General features: G+C 58.6%; 20 protein-coding genes and 1 other RNA gene. 8 read left to right on the top strand and 13 right to left on the bottom strand.

What is annotated here, in order from left to right:
- The first annotated feature begins 54 nt into the window (after nucleotides 1–54).
- Nucleotides 55–573, top strand: a complete 519-nt coding sequence (gene fldB, locus CBW22_RS16530) for a flavodoxin FldB (protein WP_088517213.1) — start codon at nucleotides 55–57, stop codon at nucleotides 571–573.
- On the opposite strand, the gene CBW22_RS16525 is transcribed toward fldB, so the two are convergent.
- Nucleotides 570–989: a protein YgfX gene (locus CBW22_RS16525; protein WP_088517212.1), complete on the bottom strand. Its 420-nt coding sequence runs from the start codon at nucleotides 987–989 to the stop codon at nucleotides 570–572. The two genes, fldB and CBW22_RS16525, sit on opposite strands and share 4 nt — an antisense overlap.
- A complete protein-coding gene (sdhE, locus tag CBW22_RS16520; RefSeq protein ID WP_010616925.1) occupies nucleotides 964–1,230 on the bottom strand; it encodes an FAD assembly factor SdhE in 267 nt (88 codons plus the stop codon). The genes CBW22_RS16525 and sdhE overlap by 26 nt, the downstream gene beginning before the upstream one ends.
- A gap of 228 nt (nucleotides 1,231–1,458) precedes the next feature.
- On the opposite strand from sdhE, the gene ygfZ reads away from it, so the two are divergent.
- Complete coding sequence (ygfZ, locus tag CBW22_RS16515; protein ID WP_058775872.1) at nucleotides 1,459–2,442, top strand: tRNA-modifying protein YgfZ; 984 nt, start codon at nucleotides 1,459–1,461, stop codon at nucleotides 2,440–2,442.
- A 52-nt stretch (nucleotides 2,443–2,494) separates the two neighbouring features.
- Here ygfZ and trhA read toward each other — a convergent pair whose 3' ends face one another.
- Complete coding sequence (gene trhA, locus CBW22_RS16510) at nucleotides 2,495–3,148, bottom strand: PAQR family membrane homeostasis protein TrhA (protein WP_088517211.1); 654 nt, start codon at nucleotides 3,146–3,148, stop codon at nucleotides 2,495–2,497.
- Nucleotides 3,149–3,324: 176 nt separating this feature from the next.
- Between trhA and CBW22_RS16505 the strand changes: the two genes are divergently transcribed.
- Both CBW22_RS16505 and CBW22_RS16500 read left to right on the top strand, forming a co-directional pair.
- Complete coding sequence (locus CBW22_RS16505; RefSeq protein WP_058757092.1) at nucleotides 3,325–4,056, top strand: MurR/RpiR family transcriptional regulator; 732 nt, start codon at nucleotides 3,325–3,327, stop codon at nucleotides 4,054–4,056.
- Nucleotides 4,057–4,180: 124 nt separating this feature from the next.
- The gene (locus CBW22_RS16500; protein WP_058757093.1) at nucleotides 4,181–5,620 is read left to right on the top strand and encodes a 6-phospho-beta-glucosidase; all 1,440 of its coding nucleotides are present in this window, start codon (nucleotides 4,181–4,183) and stop codon (nucleotides 5,618–5,620) included.
- A 60-nt stretch (nucleotides 5,621–5,680) separates the two neighbouring features.
- On the opposite strand, the gene CBW22_RS16495 is transcribed toward CBW22_RS16500, so the two are convergent.
- The 8 genes from CBW22_RS16495 to CBW22_RS16460 form a co-directional block, all read right to left on the bottom strand.
- Nucleotides 5,681–6,424, bottom strand: a complete 744-nt coding sequence (locus CBW22_RS16495; protein ID WP_058781310.1) for an SDR family oxidoreductase — start codon at nucleotides 6,422–6,424, stop codon at nucleotides 5,681–5,683.
- 73 nt (nucleotides 6,425–6,497) lie between these two features.
- Complete coding sequence (gene gcvP, locus CBW22_RS16490; protein WP_088517210.1) at nucleotides 6,498–9,371, bottom strand: aminomethyl-transferring glycine dehydrogenase; 2,874 nt, start codon at nucleotides 9,369–9,371, stop codon at nucleotides 6,498–6,500.
- Between the two features lie 98 nt (nucleotides 9,372–9,469).
- On the bottom strand, nucleotides 9,470–9,856 hold the full coding sequence (gene gcvH, locus CBW22_RS16485; RefSeq protein WP_088517209.1) for a glycine cleavage system protein GcvH: 387 nt from the start codon (nucleotides 9,854–9,856) through the stop codon (nucleotides 9,470–9,472).
- 21 nt (nucleotides 9,857–9,877) lie between these two features.
- On the bottom strand, nucleotides 9,878–10,975 hold the full coding sequence (gene gcvT, locus CBW22_RS16480; protein WP_088517208.1) for a glycine cleavage system aminomethyltransferase GcvT: 1,098 nt from the start codon (nucleotides 10,973–10,975) through the stop codon (nucleotides 9,878–9,880).
- Nucleotides 10,976–11,529: 554 nt separating this feature from the next.
- Nucleotides 11,530–12,732 carry an FAD-dependent 2-octaprenylphenol hydroxylase gene (gene ubiI / locus CBW22_RS16475; RefSeq protein WP_088517207.1) on the bottom strand — a complete coding sequence of 401 codons (1,203 nt, stop codon included), beginning with the start codon at nucleotides 12,730–12,732 and terminating at the stop codon, nucleotides 11,530–11,532.
- Nucleotides 12,733–12,752: 20 nt separating this feature from the next.
- Nucleotides 12,753–13,931 carry a 2-octaprenyl-6-methoxyphenyl hydroxylase gene (gene ubiH, locus CBW22_RS16470; protein ID WP_088517206.1) on the bottom strand — a complete coding sequence of 393 codons (1,179 nt, stop codon included), beginning with the start codon at nucleotides 13,929–13,931 and terminating at the stop codon, nucleotides 12,753–12,755.
- Nucleotides 13,928–15,250 (bottom strand): Xaa-Pro aminopeptidase, encoded by a 1,323-nt coding sequence (gene pepP, locus CBW22_RS16465; protein ID WP_088517205.1) that lies wholly within the window; start codon nucleotides 15,248–15,250, stop codon nucleotides 13,928–13,930. The genes ubiH and pepP overlap by 4 nt, the downstream gene beginning before the upstream one ends.
- 50 nt (nucleotides 15,251–15,300) lie before the next feature.
- A complete protein-coding gene (locus CBW22_RS16460; RefSeq protein WP_058757098.1) occupies nucleotides 15,301–15,882 on the bottom strand; it encodes a YecA/YgfB family protein in 582 nt (193 codons plus the stop codon).
- A 170-nt stretch (nucleotides 15,883–16,052) separates the two neighbouring features.
- Between CBW22_RS16460 and zapA the strand changes: the two genes are divergently transcribed.
- The 3 genes from zapA to CBW22_RS16445 all read left to right on the top strand — a co-directional run bounded on the left by zapA (nucleotide 16,053) and on the right by CBW22_RS16445 (nucleotide 17,281).
- Entirely contained in the window at nucleotides 16,053–16,382 is a 330-nt protein-coding gene (zapA, locus tag CBW22_RS16455; protein WP_021506660.1) for a cell division protein ZapA, read from the top strand.
- 39 nt (nucleotides 16,383–16,421) lie between these two features.
- Nucleotides 16,422–16,605: non-coding RNA, 6S RNA (gene ssrS / locus CBW22_RS16450), on the top strand.
- Nucleotides 16,606–16,675: 70 nt separating this feature from the next.
- The gene (locus tag CBW22_RS16445) at nucleotides 16,676–17,281 is read left to right on the top strand and encodes a 5-formyltetrahydrofolate cyclo-ligase (RefSeq protein WP_088517204.1); all 606 of its coding nucleotides are present in this window, start codon (nucleotides 16,676–16,678) and stop codon (nucleotides 17,279–17,281) included.
- Between the two features lie 30 nt (nucleotides 17,282–17,311).
- Here CBW22_RS16445 and serA read toward each other — a convergent pair whose 3' ends face one another.
- Both serA and rpiA read right to left on the bottom strand, forming a co-directional pair.
- Nucleotides 17,312–18,550, bottom strand: coding sequence for a phosphoglycerate dehydrogenase (gene serA / locus CBW22_RS16440; RefSeq protein ID WP_058757100.1), 1,239 nt, complete (start codon nucleotides 18,548–18,550; stop codon nucleotides 17,312–17,314).
- A gap of 279 nt (nucleotides 18,551–18,829) precedes the next feature.
- Entirely contained in the window at nucleotides 18,830–19,489 is a 660-nt protein-coding gene (gene rpiA / locus CBW22_RS16435; protein ID WP_021506657.1) for a ribose-5-phosphate isomerase RpiA, read from the bottom strand.
- A 182-nt stretch (nucleotides 19,490–19,671) separates the two neighbouring features.
- On the opposite strand from rpiA, the gene CBW22_RS16430 reads away from it, so the two are divergent.
- Complete coding sequence (locus CBW22_RS16430) at nucleotides 19,672–20,577, top strand: LysR family transcriptional regulator ArgP (RefSeq protein WP_021506656.1); 906 nt, start codon at nucleotides 19,672–19,674, stop codon at nucleotides 20,575–20,577.
- The last annotated feature ends 60 nt before the right edge of the window (nucleotides 20,578–20,637 follow it).

The following is a 20,637-nucleotide window of genomic DNA, read 5'->3' as shown; positions in this document are numbered from 1 at the left end:
GCCTGCTTCTGGTACAATTGCGCCAGAGTGAGTTTCAGTCAGAGCATTAATTGCATGAATATCGGTCTGTTTTACGGTTCCAGTACCTGTTACACCGAGATGACGGCGGAGAAAATCCGCGACTTTATCGGTGAAGAATTAGTCACACTGCATAACCTGAAAGATGACGATCCGTCGCTGATGGAGCAGTACGATTTACTGATTCTCGGTATTCCGACCTGGGATTTCGGCGAACTGCAGGAGGACTGGGAAGCGGTGTGGCAACAGCTGCCGGCGCTCAATCTGCAGGGCAAAATTGTGGCGCTGTACGGCATGGGCGACCAGGTCGAGTACAGCGAATGGTTCCTTGATGCGCTGGGTATGCTGCACGAACTGCTGCTGCCGATGGGCGTGCAGTTTGTCGGTTACTGGCCGCTCGAAGGCTACCAGTTCACCAGTAAAAAACCGCTGACCGCCGATGGTCAGCAGTTTGTCGGTCTGGCGCTCGACGACGTTAATCAGTTTGAGCTGAGCGAAGCGCGCGTCGAGCAGTGGTGCGAACAGATTCTGACCGAAACCGCCGCGCTGCTTTAATGCGGCGTCGCGCCATCCAGCAAAAAACAGCGGGCGCGTAACGCGCGCCACGCGTCGGGCGGCATGCTGTCGTGCAGCAGCCACAGCCGCCAGCGCTGCCCGCGACGGTTACGCAGCACCAGCAACACGCCCCACGGTAGCCAATCCGGCTGCCGTTGCGCCTGCCAGCGCTCACCGCGCCAGTACCAGTCACCCTTGTCATCCAGCATGAGCGCTCCGCAGCGCTGCTGCAGGCGACGCGCGTTACGCCAGCACTGCAGGGTCAGCAGGATCACTACCGCGATCTGAACCCAGGCCCAGCCCGCCGGCCAGCGACCGCTCAGCAACAGCGCGCCACACAGCACGAACAGCGTCACATTCAGCACCCGCGCGCTGCGTGACGCGTGCAGATTACATTGCCACCGGCCCGCGTTCACGGTTGCGCTGCTGAATCAGTTTCACCATGCGTTTGAACTCGGGATCGGCCGGTTCGCCGTGGTTCATCATCCAGTTAAACAGGTCCGGATCGTCGCTCTTCAGCAGCGCGACAAACACCTGCTTGTCGCTGTCGCTCAGCGAATCATACTCATATTTAAAGAACGGCATGATCGAGACATCCAGCTCCAGCATGCCGCGACGGCATGCCCACTGGACGCGCGCTTTGTCATGAATATCCATGTGTCTTCTTCCACAGCTGATAACAGTGGCGCTCAGTGTACCTGCTTTTTCGCCGCGCTGCAGGCGTGCAACCAGACGCTGCGCGCGGTGACGCACAGCAATGCCACCGGTTACAGGGTTATCACGCGATTTGTGCGCCAGATTCCGCAAACAGGTTGCAATGGCGCACTGCTCTTTTAACATTGGTAAGCATATTACTGGATAAACCTTATTGATCAGGACGGACTCATGCCGATTTTCACCCTTCCGCCTCGCCAGCCCGCTGCGGCGTCGCGCCTGCCTTTAACGCTGATGTCGCTCGACGAGTGGGCGCTGGTGTCGGTGCAGGGCAAAGACAGCACCTCTTATCTGCAGGGTCAGCTGACGCTGGACGTGGCGGCGCTGGACGCAGCGCAGCATCGCCCGGCGGCGCACTGCGATGCCAAAGGCAAAATGTGGAGCAATCTGCGGCTGTTTCATCGCGGAGAAGGTTATGCCTATGTTGTGCGCCGCAATCTGCGCGAGCAGCAGGTAACTGAGCTGAAGAAGTATGCGGTGTTCGCCAAAGTGACCATTGCGGCCGATGATGACGCGGTCCTGCTCGGCGTTGCCGGTTTTCAGGCGCGCGCCGCGCTGGCTAACGTTTTCGCCACGCTGCCGGATGCCACAACCCCAGTGGTGCAGCAGGATGACACCACCCTGCTGTGGTTCGCCGAGCCAGCCGAACGTTTTCTGCTGGTCACCACGCCGGCGCAGGCCGAAGCGCTGCAGCAGAAGCTGGCCGGGGAAGCGCAACTGAATGACAGCACGCAGTGGCTGGCGCTGGATATTGCGGCGGGCGTGCCGGTGATTGACAGCGCCACCACGGCGCAGCTGATTCCGCAGGCCACTAACCTGCAGGCGCTGGATGCCATCAGCTTCAAAAAAGGCTGTTATACCGGCCAGGAGATGGTGGCGCGCGCCAAATTCCGCGGCGCCAACAAACGTGCGCTCTACTGGCTGGCGGGCAGCGCCAGCAAAGTACCGGACGCGGCCAGTTCGCTGGAGTTGCAGATGGGCGACAAATGGCGTCGCACCGGCACGGTGCTGAGCGGCGTACAGCTGGATGATGGCAGCGTGTGGGTGCAGGCGGTGCTGAACAACGATCTGGAGCCGGACAGCGTGCTGCGCGTTGAAGGCGATGAAAACGGTAAGCTGACCATCCAGCCACTGCCCTATTCGCTGGAGGAGTAACGGTTACGGCTGATATGCCGCAGGGTCGCCGACAGTGGCGACCCTTGCCATGTTACATTACGTAAAAATAGATGGCGCAAAAGTGCAGCACGCTGCCGCCCAGCACGAAACCGTGCCAGATGGCATGACTGTACGGGATACGGCGCGACACATAGAAAATCACCCCGAGTGAATAGACAATCCCGCCCGCCGCCAGCAGCCAGACGCCGCCCGCCGACAGTTTGGTTGCCAGCTGATAAATCACCACCAGCGACAGCCAGCCCATACTGAGATAGGTCACCAGCGACAGCACTTTAAAGCGATGCGCAATGGTCAGCTTAAAGATGATGCCCGCCAGCGCCAGACTCCAGATTACCACCATCAATCCCTGCGCCAGCGGCGATTGCAGCCCGACCAGCAGAAACGGCGTGTAAGTCCCGGCGATCAGCAAATAGATGGCGCAGTGGTCAAATTTCTTCAGCCAGTATTTGGCACGCTGATGCGGAATGGCGTGATACAGCGTCGAGGCGAGGAACAGCAAAATCATGCTGCCGCCGTACAGGCTATAGCTGGTAATGGCGGTGATATTCGCCTGCATTTCAACGGCCTGGGTCAACAGCAACACCAGCCCCACGATGCCAAACACGCAGCCCAGGCCGTGGCTGATGCTGTTGGCGATCTCTTCGGCCAGTGAATAGCCCTGGGCAATAAGTCGGTTCTGTACCATGGCGTCGGATTCCTGAACATCGTAACGAAAGTTGTGCTTTTTCTGTGCACCAGAGTAGCGAAGAACAATTTCAGAGTACACATGTACGCTAAAATTATTCTGTGAAGAGGTGTGACAACCCAGCGGCAAACCAATCTGTTACACTGAGGCTTCTTTTTGCCGTGAGCGCCGCCCGAATGTTTTCACACAGCGACCTGTCCCGTTTGAATGACCTTGAGATGCAGGTTTATCACTTCATCATCAAACACCGGGAAAGTGTCAGTTATATGACCATCCGCGAACTGGCGGCGCAGGCAGGCGTCTCGACCACCACGGTGCTGCGCTTCTGCCGCAAAATGCACTGTGACGGCTGGTCAGAATTCCGCATCCGTTTTCGCCTGGCGCAGGAGCAAAGCGCGCCGGTGCTGCTGCCCTCCGGCGTCGGAGAAATGCTGAGCTTTTTTAAAAGCATCAATAACGCAGAATTTGATCAGCAGATTGCCACCGCAGCGCAAATGATCATTGAGGCTGAGCACATTTTCTTTATTGGTGCCGGTACTTCAGGCAGTCTCGGCAAATATGGTGCACGCTATTTTTCTAATATTGGTAAATTCAGCCATCATATTGACGACCCTTATTACCCGGTGAGTAAGAGCGCCTGGGAAAATGCGCTGGCGATTATTTTATCCGTCTCTGGCGAAACCGAAGAGATCCTGCGCTTTGCCAGCCAGTTCAGTCTGCATCACTGTAAAATCATCTCCATCACCAATCACGACAACTGCTCGCTGGCGAAAATGGCGGATTTCAATCTCTCCTATCATGTGCCGCAGGAGAAACTGCCTGACCGCTACGATATTACTACTCAGGTACCGGTCATTTATATTCTGGAGACGCTGGGCCGTTATATTGCCCGCCTCACGCAGGTATAAAACAGCCTGTTTTTCGGCGGTAACAAGTCACATTTCCGCGCCGGTGTTATAGCGTGACTTTGCTATTTCAGTTGTTACACTGCGGGCAGTATTATTTTCGCCAACAGCGTGACGAGGTATTGAAATGAGTGAAGGATTGCAATTACCCAGCGGATTTCTCTGGGGCGGCGCGGTGGCAGCCCATCAGGTTGAGGGCGGCTGGGATCAGGGCGGCAAAGGCGTCAGCATCGCCGATGTTCTCACCGGCGGCGCACACGGCGTTGATCGCGTCATCACGCCCGGCGTCCAGCCCGGCCAGCACTATCCCAACCATCAGGCGGTGGAATTCTATTCGCACTACAAACAGGACGTGGCGCTGTTTGCCGAGATGGGTTTCAAATGCTTCCGCACCTCGATTGCCTGGACGCGCATTTTCCCCAACGGCGATGAACTGCAGCCCAATGAAGCCGGCCTGCAATTTTACGATGACCTGTTTGATGAGCTGCTGAAATATGGCATCGAACCGGTGATTACCCTGTCGCACTTTGAGATGCCTTATCATCTGGTTAAAGAGTACGGCGGCTGGGCTAATCGCAAAGTGGTCGATTTCTTTGTGCGCTTCAGTGACGTGGTGATGACACGCTATCGCCACAAGGTGAAGTACTGGATGACCTTCAATGAAATCAATAACCAGCGCAACTGGCAGTATCCGCTGTTCGGCTACTGCTGCTCCGGCGTCGTGTTCACAGAGCATGAAAAGCCGGAGCAGACAATGTATCAGGTGATGCATCACCAGTTCGTCGCCAGTGCCAAAGTGGTGAAGCGCGGCCACGAAATCAACCCGGATTTCCAGATTGGCTGCATGATCGCCATGGTGCCAGTCTATCCGTTCTCCTGCCATCCGGACGACGTGATGCGCGCGCAGGAGTCGATGCATCAGCGCTACGTGTTCAGCGACGTGCAGATGCGCGGTGCGTACCCGGCTTATACGCTGAAAGAGTGGGCGCGCAAGGGTTATCACATTGCGATGGAAGCCGATGACGCCGAAACGCTGCGTCAGGGCTGCTGCGACTACATCGGTTTCAGCTACTACATGAGCAATGCGGTGGACACCAAAGCCAGCGGCGTCGACGATCCGATCACCGGCTTCGACGGCGTAGTGCCTAACCCGCATGTGAAAGCGTCCGACTGGGGCTGGCAGATTGATCCGGTCGGCCTGCGCTACGTGCTGAATGCGCTGTATGAGCGCTACCAGAAGCCGCTGTTTATTGTTGAGAACGGCTTTGGTGCCATTGATAAAGCCAATGCTGAGGGCGTGATCGAAGATGACTACCGCATTGATTATCTGCGCGCGCACATTGAAGAGATGAAAAAAGCGGTGGCGCTGGATGGTGTCGATCTGCTGGGCTATACGCCGTGGGGCTGCATCGACTGCGTCTCCTTTACCACCGGCCAGTACAGCAAGCGCTACGGCTTTATCCACGTCGATAAAAACGATGACGGCAGCGGCAGCTTTGCCCGCTCGAAGAAGAAGAGTTTCGCCTGGTATCAGCAGGTGATTGCCAGCAATGGTGAAGTGCTGTAACCGCTAATGGCGCGCGACGTATAGATGTGCGCCGCGCACAGAAAGGCTGTGACGTGCGGCTCAACGGCCGCCTGATGCATCAATAAAGCTGCCGGTGACGTATGAAGCGGCGTCACTGGCCAGCCAGGCGATGGCGGCAGCGATCTCCTCCGCCTGGCCGCCGCGCTGCATCGGCAGCGATGCCGCGAGACGATCAACGCGCCCCGGCTCACCGCCGTCGGCATGCATATCGGTGTAGATCAGCCCTGGCCGCACGCTATTGACGCGAATTCCCTGCGCTGCCACTTCCAGTGACAATCCTCTGGTCAGCGTGTCCATCGCGCCTTTCGACGCCGCATAATCGACATACTCATTGGGCGAGCCGGTACGCGCGGCCGCTGACGAGACGTTAACAATGGCACCGCCCTGACCGCCGTGTGCGGTGCTCATGCGTTTTACCGCTTCGCGACAGCAGATAAACGTGCCGGTGACGTTGGTTGCCAGCACCCGCTGAATGCGCGCAGCATCCAGATCCTCAACCCGGCACTGGGAGAAGAGAATACCGGCGTTATTCACCAGCACGCGCAGCGCGCCCGGCTGCTGATCCAGCTGGCGGAACATGCGCACCACCTGCGCTTCATCGGCAATATCTGCCTGTAAGGCAAACGCGCTGCCGCCCTGCGCTTCGATATCTGCTACCACCTGCAACGCTTCTGCTTCGCGCTGCCGGAAATTGATTGCCACGCGATAACCTGCCTGCGCCAGCAGCAGCGATGTTGCCCGTCCAATTCCGCGGCTACCGCCGGTGACCAGTGCCAGATCCATATGCTTCTCCCATAAAAAAAGGCCGACAAATCGGCCTTGAGTATTACTGAAGGGTTTGGATTATGCCTGCTGATTACTGGTATTCGCTCATCGGAACGCATGAACAGAACACATTGCGATCGCCAAACACATCGTCGAGACGCTTAACGGTCGGCCAGTATTTGTTGGCGCTGCCGGCCGGGAAGACCGCCAGCTCGCGGCTGTACGGATGAGTCCAGTCGCCGACGATTTCCATCTGGGTATGCGGTGCATTCACCAGCGGGTTGTCGTCAGCCGGCCATTCACCGTCGGCCACGCGATCAATTTCCATGCGGATCGCCAGCATCGCGTCAATAAAGCGGTCCAGCTCGATTTTGCTCTCAGATTCGGTCGGCTCGACCATCAGCGTGCCGGCGACCGGGAACGACATGGTCGGCGCATGGAAGCCATAGTCGATCAGGCGTTTCGCGATATCCAGCTCGCTGATGCCGGTCTGCTCTTTCAGCGGACGAATGTCGAGAATGCACTCATGCGCCACGCGGCCGTCGCGGCCGGCGTACAGAATCGGGTACGCCGACTGCAGCCGGCTGGCGATGTAGTTGGCGTTGAGAATCGCCACCGAGCTGGCCTGCTTCAGCCCTTCGGCACCCATCATGCGAATGTACATCCAGCTAATGGGCAGAATAGATGCGCTGCCGAACGGCGCCGCAGAAACCGCGCCCTGCTGGGTCAGCACGCCGTCAATCTGCACCACGCTATGGCCCGGTACGAATGGCGCCAGATGCGCTTTTACCCCGATGGGCCCCATGCCCGGACCGCCACCGCCGTGCGGAATGCAGAAGGTTTTGTGCAGGTTGAGATGCGACACGTCAGCGCCAATGTAGCCAGGCGTGGTGATCCCGACCTGCGCGTTCATGTTTGCGCCGTCGAGGTACACCTGGCCGCCGTACTGATGCACGATCTGGCACACTTCGCGAATGGTCTCTTCGTAGACGCCGTGCGTCGACGGATAGGTCACCATGATGCACGACAGCGCGTCACCGGCCTGCGCTGCTTTTTCACGCAGATCGCCGAGATCGATGTTGCCCTGCTTATCACAGGCCACCACCACGACTGCCATGCCCGCCATCTGCGCGGACGCCGGGTTGGTACCGTGCGCCGAGCTCGGAATCAGACAGATCGTGCGGCCCCCTTCATTACGGCTCTCATGATAGCGACGGATGGCCAGCAGACCGGCGTATTCGCCCTGCGCACCAGAGTTCGGCTGCATGCACAGCGCATCGTACCCGGTGAGCTGGACCAGCCACTGGGACAGCTGGCCGATCATCTGCAGATAACCGCTCGCCTGCTCTGCCGGGCAGAACGGGTGCAGCTCAGCGAATTCCGGCCAGGTGATCGGAATCATTTCGGCGGCGGCATTCAGTTTCATGGTGCATGAGCCGAGCGGGATCATCGCCTGATTCAGCGCCAGATCCTTTTTCTCCAGGCTGTGCATGTAGCGCATCATCTCAGTTTCGCTGTGATGACGGTTGAACACCGGATGGGTAAGGAATTCGCTGGTACGCTGCTGGCCTGCCGGAATGGCGCTGTTTTCCGCCGCCACCGCGGCGTCCAGCGCCTCGATGTCCTGGCCGTGCGCATCGCCCAGCAGAATGGCAAACAGCGCCAGCACGTCTTCACGCGTGGTGGTTTCATCCAGCGTGATACCGACCGCATTGAGGATATCGCTGCGCAGGTTGACGCCGAAGCTCAGCGCCCGGTTCAGCACCGCCGCTTTATCGGCAACTTCAACGGTCAGCGTATCGAACCAGCTGTGATGGCGCAGATTCAGGCCGCCGTTTTGCAGGCCTGCTGCCAGAATCGAGGTCAGACGGTGAATGCGCGAGGCAATGCGTTTCAGTCCGGCCGGGCCATGGTAAACCGCGTACAGGCCGGCGATATTCGCCAGCAGCACCTGTGAGGTACAGATGTTGGAGTTGGCTTTCTCACGGCGGATATGCTGTTCGCGCGTCTGCATCGCCATGCGCAGCGCGGTGTTACCGGCGGCATCGCGTGACACACCGATGATACGGCCCGGCATGGAGCGCTTGTGCTCATCACGGCTGGCAAAGAAGGCCGCGTGCGGACCGCCGTAGCCCATCGGTACGCCAAAGCGCTGGGCGGAACCAAAGACGATATCAGCACCCTGTTTGCCCGGCGCTTCCAGCTGCACCAGCGCCATGAAATCCGCCGCCACGCTCACCACCACTTTGCGGCTTTTCAGCTCAGCAATCAGTTCACGGTAGTCGTGCACCTCTCCGCTGGTGCCGACCTGCTGCAGCAGCACGCCAAACAGATCGTCGTGCTCGCGGGCTTTTTCGGCGCGATCAATAATCAGCTCAAAGCCAAAGGTTTCGGCGCGGGTGCGCACCACATCCAGCGTTTGCGGATGGATGTCATCGGCGATAAAGAATTTGGTCGCGTTTTTCAGCTTGCTGACGCGTTTAGCCATCGCCATCGCTTCGGCGGCCGCGGTGGCTTCATCCAGCAGTGAAGCTGAAGCAATATCCAGCCCGGTGAGATCGAGCGTCAGGGTCTGGAAGTTGAGCAGCGCTTCCAGACGGCCCTGCGACACTTCCGGCTGATACGGCGTGTAGGCCGTGTACCAGCCTGGGTTTTCCAGCATGTTGCGCAGAATCACCGGCGGGGTGATCACGGCGCTGTAACCCATTCCAATCCAGGATTTGTAACGCTGATTCTGGCTGGCAATGGCTTTCAGCTCTGCCAGCGCCTGCTGTTCAGTCGCGGCATCGCCTACCGCCGGCGGGCCTGGCAGCTGGATATCAGCAGGCACAATTGAAGCGATCAGCGAAGCCAGCGAGCTGGCACCAATCGCTTCCAGCATGGTGGCCTGCTGCGCGGCATCAGGACCGATATGGCGCTCAATAAAAGCACCGTTATGTTCGAGCTGGCTGAGAGTCTGGGTCATTTACAGTACATCCTGAATCGGGCTGGGTGACAAAATGGCATTAAATCAGGCAGATAAAAAAGAAGGCGCCGCAGTGCAGCACCTTCAGAGACTACCGGTTACTCGTCGATGGACTTTTTATAGGCCTCGGCATCGAGCATCGCGTCGAGCTCGGACTCGTCGCTGGCTTTGATGCGGAACAGCCAGCCGGCGGCGTACGGTTCGCTGTTAACCAGCTCCGGGGCATCGCCCAGCGCTTCGTTAACCGCCACGATTTCACCGCTCAGCGGGGCATAGATATCCGATGCCGCTTTCACGGATTCGGCTACCGCACAGTCGTCACCGGCGGCAAAGCTGGCGCCCACGTCTGGCAGGTCGACAAACACCATGTCGCCCAGCAGTTCCTGCGCGTGTTCGGTGATGCCCACGGTAAACGTACCGTCAGCTTCTTTACGCACCCACTCGTGGCTATCACGGTACTTCAATTCATTTGGCACATTGTTCATCGCCATTTCTCCTGAAAAAAATTACTGAGCGACCGGCTTGCCGGCGCGAACAAAAATAGGTTTAGTCACTTTCACCGGCATTTCACGATTGCGGATTTCAACAATCGCCTGCTCACCGATACTGGCCGGCACGCGCGCCAGCGCAATGCTGTAGCCCAGCGTTGGCGAGAAGGAGCCGCTGGTAATGATGCCCTGCTGCGGCTGTCCCTGCGCATCGGTAAAGCGCACCGTCAGACCGTTACGCAGCACGCCTTTTTCGGTCATCACCAGCCCGACCAGTTTTTCCGTGCCGTTCTCGCGCTGCGCTTCCAGCGCCTCACGGCCAATGAAGTCACGGTCGGCGAGCTCCCAGCTGATGGTCCAGCCCATGTTGGCGGCAAGCGGCGAAACGCCTTCATCCATCTCCTGACCATACAGATTCATGCCGGCTTCGAGACGCAGCGTATCGCGTGCGCCCAGTCCGGCTGGTTTCACGCCCGCGGCCAGCAGCAGCTGCCAGAAATCTGCGGCCTGAGCGGCAGGCAGGGCGATTTCATAACCGGCTTCACCGGTATAACCGGTCGTGGCGATAAACAGATCGCCGGCCTGTACGCCAAAGAACGGCTTCATGCCTGCAACCGCGTCACGCTGTGCCGCGCTAAACAGGCTCTGTGCTTTTTGCTGCGCGTTCGGTCCCTGTACGGCGATCAGCGCCAGATCGTCACGCTCGGTGAGCGCAACCCCAAACGGCTGCGCATGCTCAGCGATCCACGCCAGATCCTTCTCGCGCGTGGCGGAGTTGACCACCAGGCGGAAGAAATCTTCGCTCATAAAGTAAACAATTAAATCATCAATGACGCCAGCTGAAGCATTCAGCATGCCGGTATAGAGGGCTTTGCCGGGCTGAGTCAGTTTGGCGACGTCGTTGGCCAGCAGGTAACGCAGAAATTCACGGGTGCGCGCGCCGTGCAGATCGACAATGGTCATGTGGGAAACGTCAAACATTCCGGCATCGTTGCGCACCGCATGGTGCTCATCCATTTGCGAGCCGTAGTGCAGCGGCATCATCCAGCCGTGGAAGTCCACCATGCGGGCACCGCAGGTCTGATGCTGTTCGAATAGAGGCGTTTGCTGAGTCATAACCATCCTGTGAAGACAAGTGAGTGTGACGCGCCTGCGTCGTCAGTTTTGAGCGACGCAAACGTTCTCTTTACGCTGAAGTTACCACCGAATCCGGCAATTAACCATAAGGAAAACGAGGGTGAAACCTTATCATCCTTTGTGCTGCCCCGGCAGCTATGCCAGCACATCTCACTGCATTTATGTGATTTACCGCGCATATAATTCACCTGATGCGCAGTAATTCAGCCGAATAATGGAAGCTGTGCCGCAGACAAGGGAAATGGTTCTGGGACGAAAAGCATTTAGGATTAGTTAAAGTAATGCGAATTGAGGCCTGAAATTAGAATAAATCAAATGAAGGGTAATTTGGGTGCAGCGATGCACAATAATGGTGCCAGGGCGGGATTTGCAGTGACGTTACCGGGTGCGCACAGGGTCGCGATGAATAGCGACAACGCTGTGCAGTTCGTTGATTCATGAGCGGCAGCCGACTGCCACGCCCACCCTTGAGGGGATCACGTAACGTCAGTGCAGGAAAAACGGCACCTGAAACGGTGCCGTAATAAGGAGGGTTAGCGGATCCAGCCGGGCAGGTCGTTGAGGCCCATGGCCTGCTTCAGCAGTAACGGCTTCACGCCAGGCAGCGTGTCGGCCAGCTTCAGCCCGACGTCGCGCAGCAGTTTTTTTGCCGGATGGTGGCCGGCAAACAGCTCACGGAAACCCTGCATGCCGGCCAGCATCAGCGCTGCGCTGTGCTTGCGGCTGCGTTCATAACGACGCAAATAGAGATGCTGGCCGATATCTTTGCCCTGCTGATGCAGACGGCGGATTTCGCCAATTAGCTCGGCGGCATCCATAAAGCCGAGGTTAACCCCCTGCCCGGCCAGCGGATGGATGGTATGCGCCGCATCGCCCACCAGCGCCAGCCGGTGCGCAGCAAAATTGCGGGCGTAACGCGCCGTCAGCGGGAAGGTTTTCCGTTCGCTTTCAACCTGGCACAGACCAAGGCGCATATCGAATGCCACCGAAAGCTGCTGGTTAAACAGCGCTTCCGGCATGGATTGCAGTCGCGCCGCTTCCTGCGGTGACAGCGACCAGACGATGGAGCTCAGGTGCGGATCCTGCATCGGCAGGAAGGCCAGAATGCCGTCGCCGTGGAACACCTGGCGCGCGATGGCATCGTGCGGCATATCGGTGCGTACGTTGGCCACCAGCGCGTGATGTTCGTAATCCCAGAAAGTAATCGGGATATCCGCTTTGTCACGCAGCCACGAGTTTGCCCCGTCCGCAGCAATCAGCAGGCGCGCGCTCATCATGCTGCCGTCCTGCAGGGTAATAAAGGCTTCATTATCGCCAAACGCCACCTGCTGCAGCTGAGCCGGTGCAATCAGCGTCACGTCGTTGCACTGGCTGGCGCGCTGCCACAGCGCACTGTGAATCACCTCGTTTTCAATGATATGTCCGAGGTGCGACAGCCCCTGCTGCTCGTCATCAAAGCTGATCGAGCCAAAGCTGTCCTGATCCCACACTTCCATGCCGTGATACGCGCTGGCGCGCAGCGCGAGGATGGTGGACCAGACATCAAGTTTTTGCAGCAGACGCTCGCTGGCGGCGTTGATGGCCGAGACGCGAACCGACGCTGGCGCCGCCGCATCAAATTGTGGCTCAGGCGCTTTTTCCAGCACCGCAACGCGCAGGCCGCTGCCCTGTAAGCCACAGGCCACCGCCAGACCGACCATGCCGCCACCGGCAATCGCCACATCAAATGTTTGCATTGCTGCCCCTTAATTCATGCTTAACGCTTAACCCAGCCGAGCGTGCGCACGGCAAGTGGGTTTCGCAGCCATGGCAGGTGGTCCATTGCCACCAGCCCAAGATTTCGTCCTGCCACCAGCGGGGCATAACGGTTGGCGAACAGCCGCACCAGACCGTCGGTGACGCCAATGGTCGCCGCGCGATCCGGCTGGCGGCGCGCAGCAAAATGGTGCAACACCGCGTGGCTGCCCGGATCCTGCTGGTGACGATGCGCCGTCGCAAGGGTTTCCGCCAGCGACATCACGTCGCGCAGACCGAGGTTAAAGCCCTGCCCGGCGATCGGATGCAGCGTTTGCGCCGCATTGCCGACCAGTGCCAGCCGGTGCGTCACCTGACGCTCTGCGGTCTGCAGCGCCAGCGGATAGATTTCGCGCTGGCCGGCGTGAGTAAAGCGCCCCAGCCGCCAGCCAAAGGCGCGCTGTAATTCATGCAGGAAGGTGGCATCGTCCCACTGCTTAACCGTGGCTTCGGCCGCCGCCGGGTGACACCACACCAGCGACAGACGGTTGCCGGACATCGGCAGCAGCGCCAACGGGCCATGCCGGGTGAAGCGCTCAAACGCGCGGCCCTGATGCGGCAACTGCGTCGCGACGTTGGCAATCACCGCCAGCTGCTGGTAGTCGTCGCGCTGCCAGCGCATGCCGCAGGACGCCGCCAGCGGCGAGCGTGCGCCGTCAGCGGCCACCAGCAGCGCGCCCTGTAACGTTGCGCCGCTGCTGAGCGTCGCCTGCACGCTATCGGCGCTGCGGGTTACTGAGGTCACGTGATCCGGGCAGCACAGCGTCACGCCTGGCGCCTCACGCAGACGTTTAAACAGGCGCTGTCCCACGTCATACAGCTCGACCACGTTGCCCAACGCCGACAGCTGATAATCCTCAGCCTGCAGCTGAACAAACCCGCTGTGCCCGCGATCGGAAACGTGGATGTGGGTAATGGGCGTGGCGCAATCCGCCAGCGAACGCCACAGGTCAATTTCCGCCAGCTGCTGACAGGTGCCCGCCGCCAGCGCGATGGCGCGCCCGTCAAAGCCCGGGTGCGCGCGGCTGTCCGGCTGGTGACGCTCAATCAGCGTCACCGGCAACTGGCCCTGCGTCAGATGCGAAATCGCCAGTGCCAGCGTGGCGCCGGTCATGCCGCCGCCTGCAATCAGGATACTCATACGCCGCGCGCCGCCGCCATCAGTGCTTCGATCGCCTCAGCGTCTTTTACCACGCTGTCGGTCAGGTTTTCATTACCGTCGGCGGTGATGACGATGTCGTCTTCGATACGGATACCAATGCCGCGATACTGCGCCGGCACTTTGGCATCCGGCGCGATATACAGGCCCGGTTCAACGGTGAGCACCATGCCGGGTTCAAGCAGGCGGTCGCGGCTGGGCGTGCCGTAGTGGCCGACGTCGTGCACGTCCAGCCCCAGCCAGTGCCCAAGGCCGTGCATAAAGAACGGACGGTGCGCCTGCTCTTCAAACAGCGTATCGATATTGCCTTCCAGAATGCCAAGATCGACCAGACCGGTGATCATGATGCGCACCACTTCGTCGTTGACTTCATGGATGCTGATGCCCGGGCGGAACATCGACAGCGCCTTATACAGCGAGGCGAGCACGATGTCGTAGATCTCGCGCTGCGGCTGGCTGAATTTACCGTTAACCGGGAAGGTACGGGTGATATCGCCGGCGTAGCCATGGAATTCGCAACCGGCATCAATCAGCACCAGATCGCCGTCGCGCATTTCGCTTTCGTTTTCGGTGTAGTGCAAAATGCAGCCGTTCTCACCGGAGCCCACAATGGTGTTGTAAGACGGAAAGCGCGCGCCATGGCGGGTGAATTCGTGATGGATTTCGCCTTCCAGCTGATACTCAAACATGCCGGGACGGCACGCCTGCATCGCACGGATATGTGCCAGCGCGCTGATTTTTCCTGCGCGGCGCAGAATGGCGATCTCGTCTTCGCTTTTAAACAGGCGCATCTCATGCACCCAGGGACGCCAGTCGGTCAGCGTCGCCGGTGCGCTGAGGTTTTGCCGGAAACCGCGGCGCAGTTTCTCCAGCGCGCTGAACACCAGCGTATCCGCTTCCGCGTATTCACCCTGTGCGTGATACACCACGTCGAGTCCGTTGAGCAGCTGGTGCAGCTGCTCGTCAATCGCATCCCACGGCAGCGCGCGGTCAACGCCCAGCTTCGCCGGTGCGGCTTCCTGACCAAGCCGACGCCCGAACCAGATCTCGGCCGTCAGGTCGCGTACGCGGTTAAACAGCACGCTATGGTTATGATTGTCATCGCTCTTGATTAATACCAGCAGCGCCTGCGGCTCGTTGAAGCCGGTGAAGTACCAGAAGTCGCTGTTCTGGCGAAAGGGATATTCGGTGTCGTTGCTGCGCGTCACTTCAGGTGCAGCAAAAATCAAAGCCGCGCTGCCGGGCGCCATGCGGGCGATCAGCGCCTGACGACGTTGCCGGAAAGTTTCCAGTGTAATCATATTTGCACTCCCTGTAGAAAACGGGCAGCGACCTGCCCACGATGACGCGCTTAGTGTAGCGTAGGTTTTTGCACTTCCGGTGCGGTCGGCGTGCGTGGCCGGGTGAAGGTGTCATGGCACAGCAGCGCGGCAACGCGCACGTACTCAATCACCTCTTCCAGCGACTGTTCGAGCTCTTCCTGATCTTCATCTTCATCGTAGCCAAGTTGCGCAATGGTGCGCAGATCGTCAATCGCTTCGCCGGTCTCACCGGTCACTTTGTCCAGCTTCGGCTGCGTCACGCCCAGGCCCAGCAGGAAGTGATTGACCCAGCCGGCCAGCGCGTCAGCACGATCGAACACCGTGATGTCCTCCTCATCCGGCAGCATCAGCTGGAACAGGAAACCCTCTTCGTCCAGCGTGTTGGCCAGGTTTTCATGCAGCGCCTGCAGCGGCTGCGACAGGCTTTGCGAGAACGCCATGCCCTCGTTAGTCAGGTCGTGCACCAGGGTTTTCCAGCTGCTGTCCTGATTGCCGCCGCACAGAATGCCACACAGCAGGCCGTGCATCTCGGCGGGCGTCATGCCTACGCCCTGCTGGGAAAGTGCCGCGGCCAGCGCGTTGTAAGTGGGTGTTGCGTTCTGTAAAGACATAAGCTTTGGTCGTCGTTGGCAGAATAAGTTCGTGTTATGCTACCACCAGGTGCCTCAGGGTTTCCAGAAAAGGGGTTGTAACTTATCACGCGGGTCTATATAGTTGCGCACCTCCCAACCCATTGACAGGTAAGGGAGATGCGAACGAAGTAATCAGTCAGGATGGTGGCATGTCTGCACAACCGGTAGATATTCAGATTTTTGGTCGTTCATTGAGAGTGAATTGTCCGCCTGAACAGCAAGATGCGCTGAATCTGGCCGCAGAGGATCTCAATCAACGGTTGCAAGATTTAAAAGTTCGCACTAGAGTCACAAATACAGAGCAGCTGGTGTTCATCGCCGCGTTAAACATTTGCCACGAGCTGGCACAAGAGAAAGGTAAAACGCGCGATTACGCAGCCAATATGGAACAACGCATCCGTATGCTGCAGCAGACCATTGAGCAGGCATTAGTTGAGCAAGGTCGCATAACTGAACGTCAGGGCCCTAAATTCGAATAACACTTCATGGTACTCGTGTTAGAGTAACGGTGAAGTCAATTTTCTCTGAGATGTTTGCAAGCGGGCCAGTCCCCTGAGCCGATATTTCATACCAACAGAGTGTGACGCTCTGTAACCTGTGAGCATGCTCGGTCCGTCCGAGAAGCCTGATGGTTACGACGGCATACTCACCTTGAACCAAGGGTTCAAGGGTTACAGCCTGCGGCGGCATCTCGGAGATCTCCTCTTAGTTCCACCCTGTTATTCCCGGTGTGATAATGTGGCTATCAACAGCCTTATCAGCCGGGGACATCATGCCAGCACCTTCTCTTCTCGACCGTCAGGATATTCGTCAGCATGTGCGCCATCTGCGCCGCAATCTTACGCCTGAGCAACAGGTTGAGGCCGCCGATCTGCTGGCTGAACATGCCATCAATTTTGCCCCGCTGGCCAGCGCACAACGCATCGCGCTATTTCTCTCCGTCGATGGCGAAATCAATACCCGACCGCTGATTGCCAAACTGTGGCAGCAAAAGAAGCAGGTCTTTCTGCCGGTGCTGCACCCGTTTGCGCCCGGTCACCTGCTTTTTTTGCGCTACACGCCAGAAACCCCGCTGCGACCTAACAAGCTGCGCATCCCTGAGCCGCCGCTGGATATTACGCAGCTGGCGACACTCGATCAGCTGGATGTGATGCTGGTACCGCTGGTGGCATTTGACGCGCAGGGACAACGCTTAGGCATGGGCGGGGGTTTTTACGATCGCACGCTACAGCACTGGCAGCAGCATGGTTTTTTACCGCTGGGTATTGCGCACGACTGCCAGCGCGTCGATGCGCTGCCGGTGGCGGCCTGGGATGTGCCATTGCCGGCGATTCTGACGCCATCAAAGCTGTGGCAGTGGGAAACGCTGCCGGGATAAAGACAGGGCGCCCAGCGGCGCCCTGCACTGTCAGTACAGCAGACGGGCGCGAATGGTGCCCGGAATCGCCTTCATCAGCTGCAGCGCTTTCTCCGCCACATCCTCTTCGGCATCAATATCAATAACCACATAACCCATCACTGGCGAGGTTTGCAGATACTGAGCGGCAATGTTGATGCCCTGCTCGGCAAAGATCTGGTTGATGGCGGTCAGCACGCCCGGGCGGTTTTCATGGATGTGCAGCAGGCGGCTGGCGCTGGCGGCGTGCATCGGCAGCGAGACTTCCGGGAAGTTTACTGCGGAGAGCGTCGAGCCGTTGTCAGAGTATTTGGCCAGCTTACCAGACACTTCCAGACCGATGTTCTCCTGCGCTTCCTGCGTTGATCCGCCGATGTGCGGCGTCAGGATCACGTTGTCGAATTCGCACAGCGGCGAGTTGAACGGATCGCTGTTGGTTGCAGGTTCAACCGGGAAGACGTCGATGGCGGCACCAGCCAGGTGCTTGCTGGCCAGCGCATTACACAGCGCCGGGATGTCGATCACGGTACCGCGCGCGGCGTTGATCAGCAGCGCGCCGGGCTTCATCAGCGCCAGCTCTTCGCTGCCAATCATGTTCTGCGTGGACGGCGTTTCCGGCACGTGCAGGCTGACCACATCACTCATGTTCAGCAGGTCAGAGAGATGGCGCACCTGGGTGGCATTGCCCAGCGGCAGCTTGTTTTCGATATCGTAGAAAAATACGTGCATGCCGAGGCTTTCCGCCAGCACGCCGAGCTGCATCCCGATATGGCCGTAGCCAATGATCCCCAGCTTCTTACCACGCGCTTCGTACGAACCGGTGGCGATTTTATTCCAGATGCCGCGGTGTGCTTTGGCGTTGGCTTCCGGAATGCCGCGCAGCATCAGCAGCATTTCGCCGATCACCAGTTCCGCGACTGAACGGGTATTGGAGAACGGGGCGTTGAACACCGGCACGCCGCGTTTCGCTGCCGCGCTGAGATCAACCTGGTTAGTACCGATACAGAAGCAGCCCACCGCCACCAGCTTTTCAGCCGCCGCGAAGATCTCTTCAGTCAGTTGGGTACGGGAACGGATACCAATGAAGTGGGCATCGCGGATGGAGGACTTCAGCGTCTCAGCATCCAGTGCGCCTTTGTGGAACTCGATGTTGGTGTAACCTGCGGCGCGCAGATTATCCAGCGCACTCTGGTGAACGCCTTCCACCAGCAGGAACTTAATCTTGTCTTTTTCCAGTGATACCTTTGCCATTTCCCGACCCTATTCAGAATTCAACGAGGACTACCATAAGGTAGCCTTCTGTCAAAATATCAAAATTTTCCGGCGCGGCAATACAAACGATTGCCTGCACGCCAGCACGCGCCCACGTGCAGACAACACAAATCCACACAAAATCGTGAGATGACGAGAGCGCAAAGTACGAACCTGCTGTTGATGAATCATTTGTGACATAAGTCACCAAATTTCACTGCAGCAAGAAAAGATGTTTTGCGGATGGAAATAATCGGCGCTGGCGGCGCGCCGGTGAGATCAATTGGTGATGGTTTTCACGCCGTCCGGCGTGCCAATCAGCGCGATATCCGCTCCGCGCGCGGCAAACAGCCCCACGGTGACGACGCCCGGCAACGCATTGATAGTTTTTTCCAGCGCAATCGGGTCAAGGATGCGCAGATTATGTACGTCGAGAATAATGTTGCCGTTATCCGTAACCACGTGCTGACGATACTCCGGCAGGCCGCCCAGCTTCACCAGCTCCCGCGCCACATAAGCGCGCGCCATCGGAATCACCTCCACCGGAAGCGGGAAGTTGCCCAGCACATCGACCTGCTTGGACGCATCAGCGATGCAGATAAATTTCTGCGCCACCGCCGCGACAATTTTCTCACGCGTCAGCGCTGCGCCGCCGCCCTTAATCATCTGCATCTGTGGATTGATCTCATCAGCCCCGTCGACATACACCGACAGCGCATCCACGTTGTTGAGATCGAACACCGGAATGCCCAGCGATTTGAGCTTTTCGGTTGAGGCTTCCGAACTGGAAACCGCGCCCTCGATCTGATCCCTGATGGTACCAAGCGCGTCAATAAAGTGCGCCGCCGTTGAACCGGTGCCTACGCCAACAATGGTGCCTGGCTGCACGTACTGCAGCGCTGCCCAACCTACCGCTTTTTTCAGTTCATCCTGGGTCATGGTATGTTTAAAACCTGTGCGACATCGAAGTGCGCGTAGTATAAAACAAGGCGCTGTCAAAAAGCGCGGCTGACCGACGTTGGATGTAAGCCTTTGGAAGCCAGCCCGCAAAAACGCGTCGGCCGCACAGCTTCGCCGTTTTATGGCATAGTAGTTTCCACCCTGAACGAGAGAGAACAACAATGAAACGCCCGGATTATCGAACGCTTCAGGCGCTGGATGCTGTGATTCGCGAACGCGGCTTTGAGCGTGCCGCCCAGAAGCTGTGCATCACGCAGTCTGCGGTGTCGCAGCGCATTAAACAGCTGGAAAATTTATTTGGTCAGCCGCTGCTGGTGCGTACCGTGCCGCCGCGCCCGACCGAGCAGGGACAAAAATTGCTGGCGCTGCTGCATCAGGTGGAACTGCTGGAAGAGGAGTGGCTGGGGGATGATAACGGTGGCACCACGCCGCTGCTGCTGTCGCTGGCGGTGAACGCCGACAGTCTTGCTACCTGGCTGCTGCCGGCGCTGAAAGATGTGCTGGCCGACTCGCCGGTGCGCCTGAATCTGCAGGTGGAAGATGAAACCCGCACGCAGGAGCGTTTACGGCGCGGTGAAGTGGTCGGCGCGGTGAGTATCCAGCCGCAGCCGTTGCCAAGTTGCCTGGTGGATCAGCTGGGTGCGCTGGATTATCTGTTCTGCGCCTCGCCGGAGTTTGCCGCGCGCTATTTCCCCAATGGCGTGACGCGCTCGGCGCTGCTGAAAGCCCCGGCGGTGGCGTTTGATCACCTTGACGATATGCATCAGGCCTTTTTGCAGCAGAACTTTGATTTATCGCCGGGCAGCGTGCCGTGCCACATCGTGAACTCGTCAGAGGCTTTTGTGCAGCTGGCGCGGCAGGGATCGGTATGCTGTATGATTCCGCACCTGCAGATTGAGCGCGAGCTGGCGCAGGGAGAGCTGGTTGATTTGACACCGGGTCTGTATCAGCGCCGGATGCTGTACTGGCACCGTTTCGCGCCGGAAAGCCGTCTGATGCGCAGCGTGACCGATGCGCTGATTGCCCACGGCCACCGCGTATTGCGCCAGGATGAAGTTGCGGCTTAGCGCCGTTCAGATTAGCGCACAGCAGTCGTAGCGGCGCGATTCATCGCGCGTTTTAACAGC

The sequence above is a fragment of the Pantoea sp. VS1 genome (assembly GCF_002207995.1).
Classification (GTDB): domain Bacteria; phylum Pseudomonadota; class Gammaproteobacteria; order Enterobacterales; family Enterobacteriaceae; genus Pantoea; species Pantoea dispersa.
The sequence above is the reverse complement of the archived record's forward strand: the minus strand, read 5'-3'. Positions and strand labels throughout refer to the sequence as shown.